The 8365-nt window shown below is 53.4% G+C and carries 7 protein-coding genes and 1 pseudogene; all 8 read right to left on the reverse strand.

All coding sequences use genetic code 11. From position 1 onward, the window contains the following. Positions 1-102: 102 nt before the first annotated feature. Complete coding sequence (gene rpoB, locus ACOWVD_RS24940) at positions 103-4131, reverse strand: DNA-directed RNA polymerase subunit beta (protein WP_004929900.1); 4029 nt, start codon at positions 4129-4131, stop codon at positions 103-105. 332 nt (positions 4132-4463) lie between these two features. Then, complete coding sequence (gene rplL / locus ACOWVD_RS24945; protein WP_004929903.1) at positions 4464-4829, reverse strand: 50S ribosomal protein L7/L12; 366 nt, start codon at positions 4827-4829, stop codon at positions 4464-4466. Positions 4830-4892: 63 nt separating this feature from the next. Continuing rightward, complete coding sequence (gene rplJ / locus ACOWVD_RS24950) at positions 4893-5390, reverse strand: 50S ribosomal protein L10 (protein ID WP_004929905.1); 498 nt, start codon at positions 5388-5390, stop codon at positions 4893-4895. A 337-nt stretch (positions 5391-5727) separates the two neighbouring features. After that, positions 5728-6432 (reverse strand): 50S ribosomal protein L1, encoded by a 705-nt coding sequence (gene rplA, locus ACOWVD_RS24955; protein WP_004929908.1) that lies wholly within the window; start codon positions 6430-6432, stop codon positions 5728-5730. A 3-nt stretch (positions 6433-6435) separates the two neighbouring features. Then, positions 6436-6864 carry a 50S ribosomal protein L11 gene (rplK, locus tag ACOWVD_RS24960; protein WP_004929911.1) on the reverse strand — a complete coding sequence of 143 codons (429 nt, stop codon included), beginning with the start codon at positions 6862-6864 and terminating at the stop codon, positions 6436-6438. 165 nt (positions 6865-7029) lie between these two features. Beyond that, entirely contained in the window at positions 7030-7575 is a 546-nt protein-coding gene (gene nusG, locus ACOWVD_RS24965; protein WP_004929914.1) for a transcription termination/antitermination protein NusG, read from the reverse strand. A 1-nt stretch (position 7576) separates the two neighbouring features. Next, positions 7577-7960, reverse strand: coding sequence for a preprotein translocase subunit SecE (secE, locus tag ACOWVD_RS24970; protein ID WP_004929916.1), 384 nt, complete (start codon positions 7958-7960; stop codon positions 7577-7579). Between the two features lie 260 nt (positions 7961-8220). Continuing rightward, positions 8221-8365: pseudogene (gene tuf, locus ACOWVD_RS24975) on the reverse strand (elongation factor Tu); the annotation flags it as partial.

Below are 8365 nucleotides of genomic sequence, written 5' to 3' on the forward strand. Positions count from 1 at the left end.
GAGTTAAACCTGTTGGGTACCCACAACCGCAGTAGGTACCCGTGTGACCTGAACAACCACCCTCAGGCTCCCTTAGGCGGGGAGCCTGAGCCGGAATGACGATTACTCGTCTTCCAGTTCGATGTTGATGCCGAGCGAGCGGATTTCTTTCAACAGTACGTTGAAGGATTCCGGCATGCCTGGCTCCATCCGGTGGTCGCCATCCACGATGTTTTTGTACATCTTGGTACGGCCGTTAACGTCATCCGACTTAACGGTGAGCATTTCCTGCAGGGTATAAGCCGCGCCGTATGCTTCCAGTGCCCACACTTCCATCTCACCGAAGCGTTGACCACCGAACTGCGCCTTACCACCCAGAGGTTGCTGAGTAACCAAGCTGTAAGAACCGGTTGAACGGGCGTGCATTTTATCGTCAACCAAGTGGTTCAGTTTCAGCATGTACATATAGCCGACAGTAACCTGGCGCTCGAATTGCTCACCGGTACGGCCATCGAACAGCGTGATCTGACCGGAGGTCGGGATACCACCCATTTCCAGCAGCTTCTTGATTTCAGTCTCTTTCGCACCGTCAAACACCGGCGTTGCGATCGGCATACCTTTTTTCAGGTTCTCTGCCAGACGCAGCACTTCGTCGTCGCTGAAGGTGTTCAGGTCAACTTTCTGGCAAACGTCGTCGCCCAGATCGTAGGCCTTCTGGATGAACTCACGCAGCTTGGCCACTTCCTGCTGCTGCTTCAGCATCTGGTTGATCTTCTCACCGATGCCTTTCGCAGCCATACCCAGGTGGGTTTCCAGGATCTGACCGATGTTCATACGTGATGGTACGCCCAGCGGGTTCAGTACGATGTCTACCGGCGTGCCGTTTTCATCGTAAGGCATATCTTCGATCGGGTTGATCTTGGAGATAACACCCTTGTTACCGTGGCGGCCTGCCATCTTGTCACCCGGTTGGATCTGACGTTTAACGGCCAGATAAACCTTGACGATTTTCAGCACGCCCGGCGCCAGATCGTCGCCCTGAGTGATCTTACGACGCTTGGCTTCCAGCTTCTTCTCGAAGTCGGATTTCAGTTCGTCGTACTGCTCAGCCAGCTGCTCCAGCTGGTTTTGCTTCTCTTCGTCGGTCAGGCCCAGTTCCAGCCAGCGATCGCGAGGCAACTTGCTCAGCTTGTCGGCTTCGATGCCACCGGCAACCAGCACCGCGTGGATACGCGCAAACAGGCCGGCTTCCAGGATCTGCAGTTCTTCAGTCAGGTCTTTCTTCGCCTGCTTCAGCTGCATCTCTTCGATTTCCAACGCGCGCTTGTCTTTTTCCACGCCATCGCGGGTGAAGACCTGCACGTCGATAACCGTACCGGAAACGCCGTTCGGCACACGCAGAGAAGAGTCTTTAACGTCAGACGCCTTCTCACCGAAGATCGCACGCAGCAGTTTCTCTTCCGGCGTCAGCTGGGTTTCGCCTTTAGGCGTTACCTTACCGACCAGAATGTCGCCGCCGGTCACTTCAGCACCGATATACACGATACCGGATTCATCCAGCTTGGAGAGCGCAGCTTCACCCACGTTAGGGATGTCGGCGGTGATCTCTTCAGGCCCCAGCTTGGTGTCGCGAGACACGCACGCCAGTTCCTGGATGTGGATGGTGGTGAAGCGATCTTCCTGCACCACGCGCTCGGAGACCAAGATGGAGTCTTCGAAGTTGTAGCCGTTCCAAGGCATGAACGCTACGCGCATGTTCTGGCCCAGCGCCAGTTCGCCCAGGTCTGTCGATGGGCCATCCGCCAGCACGTCGCCGCGCTCGATTGGCTCACCCAGATTCACACACGGCATCTGGTTGATGCAGGTGTTCTGGTTAGAACGGGTGTACTTGGTCAGGTTGTAAATATCGATACCTGCTTCGCCCGGGTACATCTCGTCTTCGTTAACTTTGATAACGATACGGGAAGCATCCACGTACTGGATCACACCGCCGCGTTTGGCAACGGCGGTTACGCCGGAGTCAACCGCTACAGCGCGTTCCATACCGGTACCGACCAGCGGCTTGTCAGCGCGCAGGGTTGGTACGGCCTGACGTTGCATGTTCGCACCCATCAATGCACGGTTGGCGTCATCGTGTTCCAGGAATGGAATCAGTGAGGCACCAACGGAAACAACCTGTTGGGTGGATACGTCCATGTAGTCAACCTGGTCGCGGCTGAACAGGCTTGATTCGCCTTTGCTGCGGCAGGTGACCAGGTCTTCTACGAAGCGGCCTTCTTCATCCAGGTTGGAGTTCGCCTGGGCGATAACGAAGTTGCCTTCTTCAATAGCAGACAGGTAGTTGATCTCATCGGTCACCACGCCGTCACGCACGCGGCGGTACGGGGTTTCCAGGAAGCCATACTCGTTAGTCTGTGCGTACACGGACAGGGAGTTGATCAGACCGATGTTTGGACCTTCCGGCGTTTCGATTGGGCACACGCGGCCGTAGTGGGTCGGGTGTACGTCTCGAACTTCAAAGCCGGCGCGCTCACGGGTCAGACCGCCCGGGCCCAGTGCAGAGATACGACGCTTGTGCGTGATCTCGGACAGCGGGTTGTTCTGGTCCATGAACTGGGACAGCTGGCTGGAGCCGAAGAACTCTTTCACCGCCGCCGAAATCGGTTTGGCGTTGATCATGTCCTGAGGCATCAGGGTATCCAGATCGCCCAGAGACAGACGCTCTTTCACCGCACGCTCAACACGCACCAGACCTACGCGGAACTGGTTCTCGGCCATTTCGCCGACGGAGCGGATACGACGGTTGCCCAAGTGGTCGATATCGTCCACTTCGCCCTTGCCGTTACGGATATCGATGAGCTTCTTCATCACTTCGATGATGTCGTCTTTGCTCAGGATGCCCGAACCTTCGATCTCGTCGCGCAGCAGAGAACGGTTGAACTTCATACGGCCAACCGCGGACAGATCGTAGCGGTCTTCGGAGAAGAACAGGTTCTCGAACAGGCTTTCGGCAGCTTCGCGCGTTGGCGGCTCACCAGGACGCATCATGCGGTAGATTTCTACCAGCGAGCTCAGACGATCGTTGGTCGGATCGACACGCAGCGTTTCAGAGATATACGCGCCGTGATCCAGATCGTTGGTGAACAGCGTTTCGATGCGCTTGTGGCCGGACTGGCTCAGCTTGGCCAACAGATCCAGCGACAGCTCCATGTTGGCTGCGCAGATCAGTTCGCCGGTATTGGTATCGATATAGTCTTTCGCGACCACTTTGCCCGCGATGTACTCTACCGGTACTTCAATGCTCTGAATGTCGTCTTTTTCCAGCTGACGGATATGACGGGCGGTGATACGACGGCCTTTCTCTACGTAGATCTTGCCGTTGGCTTCGATATCGAACGAAGCGGTCTCACCACGCAGGCGCTCAGGCACCAGCTCCATCTGCAGCTTGTTGTCGCGGATTTCGAAGACGATCTTGTCAAAGAACAGGTCGAGGATCTGTTCAGTGGTGTAGTTCAGCGCGCGCAGAATGATGGTCGCAGGCAGTTTGCGGCGACGGTCAATACGCACGAACAGGTTGTCTTTCGGATCGAACTCGAAGTCCAACCATGAACCGCGGTAAGGGATGATGCGTGCGTTGTACAGCACTTTACCCGAGGAGTGGGTTTTACCCTTATCGCTGTCGAAGAATACGCCAGGACTACGGTGCAACTGAGATACGATAACCCTCTCAGTACCGTTGATCACAAAGGTGCCGTTTTCGGTCATGAGCGGAATTTCGCCCATGTAGACTTCTTGTTCCTTGATGTCTTTGACCGTACCTTCAGGCGCTTCGCGCTCATAGATAACCAGGCGCAGTTTTACGCGCAGCGGTGCAGAGAACGTCACACCACGGATCTGGCACTCTTTGACGTCGAAGACCGGCTCACCAAGACGGTAGCTAACGTATTGCAGCTCCGAATTGCCACTGTAGCTCTGGATAGGGAAAACAGAACGGAATGCGGCTTCAAGGCCGTACTGCCCTTCTGGATCTTGCTCGATAAACTTCTGGAACGAGTCAAGCTGGATAGAAAGGAGATATGGTATGTCCAGCACTTGTGGACGTTTACCAAAATCCTTACGAATACGTTTTTTCTCGGTATAGGAGTAAACCATAGGGTTCCTCAGCTCGCTGATCAGTGACCCAATCTGTCCGTCCGATTAGGGACAGTTCATGCAACACCGTTTTGTCGACCGGAAAGCGGGAACACTTTCCGCAATGTCTCTTGCTATCACGCTTAAACCATTTCATCGCGCCTTCCCCCAGAACTCCTGGTAGTGCAAAGACCGCGGTATATTAAGTCGTCAATAGAAACAAACATTGGGAGGCGAAACCAGCAGCCAAACAGTGTGAAACGCTACTGGCGCCCTACAGCGCAAAAAGGCTGGTGACTAAAAAGTCACCAGCCATCAGCCTAAAAGACTAGGCTGCAACCGGAAAGGTTGGCTTATTTAACTTCAACTTCTGCGCCAGCTTCTTCCAGAGATTTTTTCAGAGCTTCTGCGTCATCTTTGCTCACGCCTTCTTTCAGAGCGGCTGGAGCAGATTCAACCAGGTCTTTAGCTTCTTTCAGACCCAGGCCGGTAGCGCCACGTACTGCTTTGATAACAGCAACTTTGTTAGCGCCTGCAGCTTTCAGGATAACGTCGAATTCAGTTTTCTCTTCAGCAGCTTCAGCTGGGCCAGCAGCTACAGCTACAGCAGCAGCAGCAGAAACGCCGAATTTTTCTTCCATAGCGGAAACCAGTTCAACAACGTCCATTACGGACATAGCGGCAACTGCTTCCAGGATTTGGTCTTTAGTGATAGACATAACAATTGTTCCTAAAATTCAGAAATAGTTTAAATACGTTAGCAAAGGCTAAGAAAGAGGGGCTTACGCCGCTTCTTTCTGATCGCGTACTGCAGCCAGAGTGCGAACCAGTTTGCCGGCAGCGGCTTCTTTCATGGTTGCCATCAGGCGTGCGATCGCTTCTTCGTAAGTTGGCAGCGTCGCCAGGCGGTCGATTTGCGCCGCTGGGATCAGCTCACCTTCAAAGGCCGCAGCTTTAACCTCGAATTTTGCATTCGCTTTCGCGAACTCTTTGAACAGACGAGCAGCAGCGCCCGGGTGTTCGTGAGAGAATGCAATCAAGGTTGGACCGACAAACGTGTCTTTCAGGCATTCGAATGGAGTGCCTTCAACTACGCGACGCATCAGGGTGTTGCGAACAACACGCATGTAAACGCCAGCTTCACGACCTGCTTTACGCAGTTCAGTCATTTTATCTACGGTAACGCCGCGGGAATCCGCAACAACCGCAGACAGCGCGCCTTTGGCTACTTCGCTGACTTCAGCAACAATCGCTTGTTTGTCTTGAAGATTTAATGCCATTAGCTTTTTGCTCCTGGATTAGCCGGGGAAAATCCCCGGAACTCACTTCACTCGGCGCTTTGTAAAACGCCACGCCGAGCGGCTTAACACGGTGAGCAGAATCCAGCAAAGACATTCTTTTATAAAAAAGAAAAATTTTCTTAGGCTCTGTCACCGTCTACGCAGGAAGGATTAAGTATCTCGCGATACACCTGCGGTCTTGGACGGAGGCCTGGATAGGCCAGGCTCCAACCGAAAAATCTTTGTTTTGCCTACGGCATAGCCAATAGCAAAACCTTGGGGCATAAGATTCTAGACAAATCTCAGCCCCAAGTCAAAGCGATAATCGCAAGTGCGATTAGTTCGCTGCGGCAGACAGACCGCTCTGATCGATAGCAACGCCAGCACCCATGGTGGTGGAGAGGCTAACTTTCTTGATGTACATGCCTTTCGCCTGAGAAGGTTTTGCTTTTTTCAGCGCAACCAGCAGGGCTTCCAGGTTTTCTTTCAGTTTGTCTGCGTCGAAATCAACCTTACCGATGGTGGTATGGATGATGCCGTTTTTGTCGTTACGGTAGCGAACCTGACCTGCTTTAGCGTTTTTCACAGCTTCAGCAACGTTCGGGGTAACGGTACCCACTTTCGGGTTTGGCATCAGGCCACGTGGACCCAGGATCTGGCCCAGTTGACCAACAACGCGCATTGCATCCGGGGAAGCAATAACAACGTCGAAGTTCATTTCGCCTTTCTTGATCTGCTCAGCCAGATCGTCCATACCTACCAGCTCTGCGCCTGCAGCTTTCGCAGCTTCAGCGTTAGCGCCTTGGGTAAATACGGCAACGCGAACGGAACGACCGGTGCCGTGTGGCAGAACGGTAGCGCCACGAACGTTTTGGTCAGATTTACGAGCGTCGATGCCGAGGTTAACGGCAACGTCAACGCTTTCTACGAATTTAGCGGTGGCCAGCTCTTTCAGCAGAGCAACAGCTTCAGTGATGTCATACTGTTTAGTAGCATCAACTTTGTCACGGATCACGCGCATGCGCTTGGTCAGCTTAGCCATCTCTTAATCCTCCACTACCAGGCCCATGGAACGAGCGGTACCTTCGATGGAGCGAGTCATCGCTTCAACGTCAGAACCAGTCATGTCCGCAGCTTTGGTTTCTGCGATTTCACGTACCTGAGCACGGGTCACTTTACCTACTTTGTCTTTGTTCGGCTTACCGGAACCAGACTTGATACCAGCCGCTTTTTTCAGCAGAACTGCTGCTGGCGGGGTTTTGGTAACGAAAGTGAAGGAGCGATCAGAATAAACGGTGATAACAACCGGAATCGGCAGACCTTTTTCAATGCTGTCAGTCTTAGCATTGAACGCCTTACAGAATTCCATGATGTTAACGCCCTGCTGACCCAGAGCTGGACCCACTGGTGGGCTCGGGTTAGCCATACCAGCTGCAACTTGCAGCTTAACGTAGGCTTGTACTTTCTTAGCCATTTAAATTTCCTCGGTTTGGGTAGTATCGCCTCGTGAGAGGCTCCCCGTGTTTAACCTCGCCGGACAAACATCAGGCAAGGCATCTAAAAACAAAAGGCGCGAAATTGTAGTTCAATTTCGCGCCTTTGACAAGCGGCAACAGGCCGCTTACTGCTGATTATTCGATCAGCCTTTTTCAACCTGGCTGAAGTCCAGTTCCACCGGCGTTGCACGGCCGAAGATGGAAACGGAAACTTTCAGGCGGCTCTTCTCGTAATCGACTTCTTCGACCACGCCGTTGAAATCGGCAAACGGGCCGTCGTTGACGCGCACCAGCTCGCCCGGCTCGAACAGCGTTTTCGGACGCGGCTTGTCACCGACCTGCTGCAGGCGGTTCATGATCGCATCAACTTCTTTATCGCTGATCGGCGCTGGACGGTCAGACGTACCGCCGATGAACCCCATGACGCGCGGTACGCTGCGCACCAGGTGCCAGCTGGCGTCATTCATCACCATCTGCACCAGCACATAGCCAGGGAAGAACTTACGCTCGCTCTTGCGACGCTGGCCGCCACGGATTTCAACCACTTCTTCCGTAGGCACCATCACTTCGCCGAACAGCTCTTCCATATCGTGCAGTTTGATGTGTTCACGCAGCGATTGCGCTACGCGACCTTCAAAACCGGAAAACGCCTGAACGACGTACCAACGTTTTTTTGGAGCTTCAGACATTTTAGAACCTCAGGCCAGTAATAAACGACACCAGACGGACCAGAATACCATCCAGTCCCCACAGAATCAGTGACATCACGGCGGTTACCGCGGCAACGATCAACGTGGTGTGTAGCGTTTCCTGACGAGTTGGCCAAATCACTTTACGTACTTCGGTACGCGCTTCACGGGCAAACGCAACGGTGGCTTTGCCTTTGGTGGTCATCAGAGCCACTGCACCTGCAACGGCGATGATCAGCACAACTGCCAGCGCGCGCAATGGCAGGCTTAAATCACGGTAGTAATAGTTACCGACAATAGCCACAACCAACAGAACGGCGACGATCAGCCACTTTGCCGCTTCCAGGCCGCGTCCGCTCCCTTGAGCCTCGGTATTCGCACTCATAAACCAACCTGTCACAATGATGATTCATAACAAACAACTTTGCCTCGCATTGCGAGGCAAACCAAACCGATCGGATAGCGCATTAGCGATATCCCGGTGTTTTACGCCATGACGTATTTCAGTCAATACGGTTTAAGAGCCCATCTCACCAATGATTATGACTGCAAAATCGCTGATGAGATAGGTTCTAGTTCACAGCGTAGAAAAAGGGCATCAAATGATGCCCTTTTACCGCGTGTCGCGTCAAACTTTATCAGCGATTAAGCGATAACTTTAGCAACAACACCAGCGCCTACAGTACGGCCGCCTTCACGGATTGCGAAACGCAGACCGTCGTCCATCGCGATTGGGTGAATCAGGGTTACAACCATGTTCACGTTGTCGCCTGGCATTACCATCTCTACG

It is taken from the genome of Serratia sp. SA088, assembly GCF_049065515.1.
GTDB classification, from domain to species: domain Bacteria; phylum Pseudomonadota; class Gammaproteobacteria; order Enterobacterales; family Enterobacteriaceae; genus Serratia; species Serratia nematodiphila.

Bases quoted from the DNA above. Each gene is read 5' to 3' on its own strand.
- rplJ (WP_004929905.1), bottom strand. From the start codon at position 5,390: ATGGCATTAAATCTTCAAGACAAACAAGCGATTGTTGCTGAAGTCAGC.
- rplA (WP_004929908.1), bottom strand. From the start codon at position 6,432: ATGGCTAAGCTGACCAAGCGCATGCGCGTGATCCGTGACAAAGTTGAT.
- rplL (WP_004929903.1), bottom strand. From the start codon at position 4,829: ATGTCTATCACTAAAGACCAAATCCTGGAAGCAGTTGCCGCTATGTCC.
- rpoB (WP_004929900.1), bottom strand. From the start codon at position 4,131: ATGGTTTACTCCTATACCGAGAAAAAACGTATTCGTAAGGATTTTGGT.
- nusG (WP_004929914.1), bottom strand. From the start codon at position 7,575: ATGTCTGAAGCTCCAAAAAAACGTTGGTACGTCGTTCAGGCGTTTTCC.
- secE (WP_004929916.1), bottom strand. From the start codon at position 7,960: ATGAGTGCGAATACCGAGGCTCAAGGGAGCGGACGCGGCCTGGAAGCG.
- rplK (WP_004929911.1), bottom strand. From the start codon at position 6,864: ATGGCTAAGAAAGTACAAGCCTACGTTAAGCTGCAAGTTGCAGCTGGT.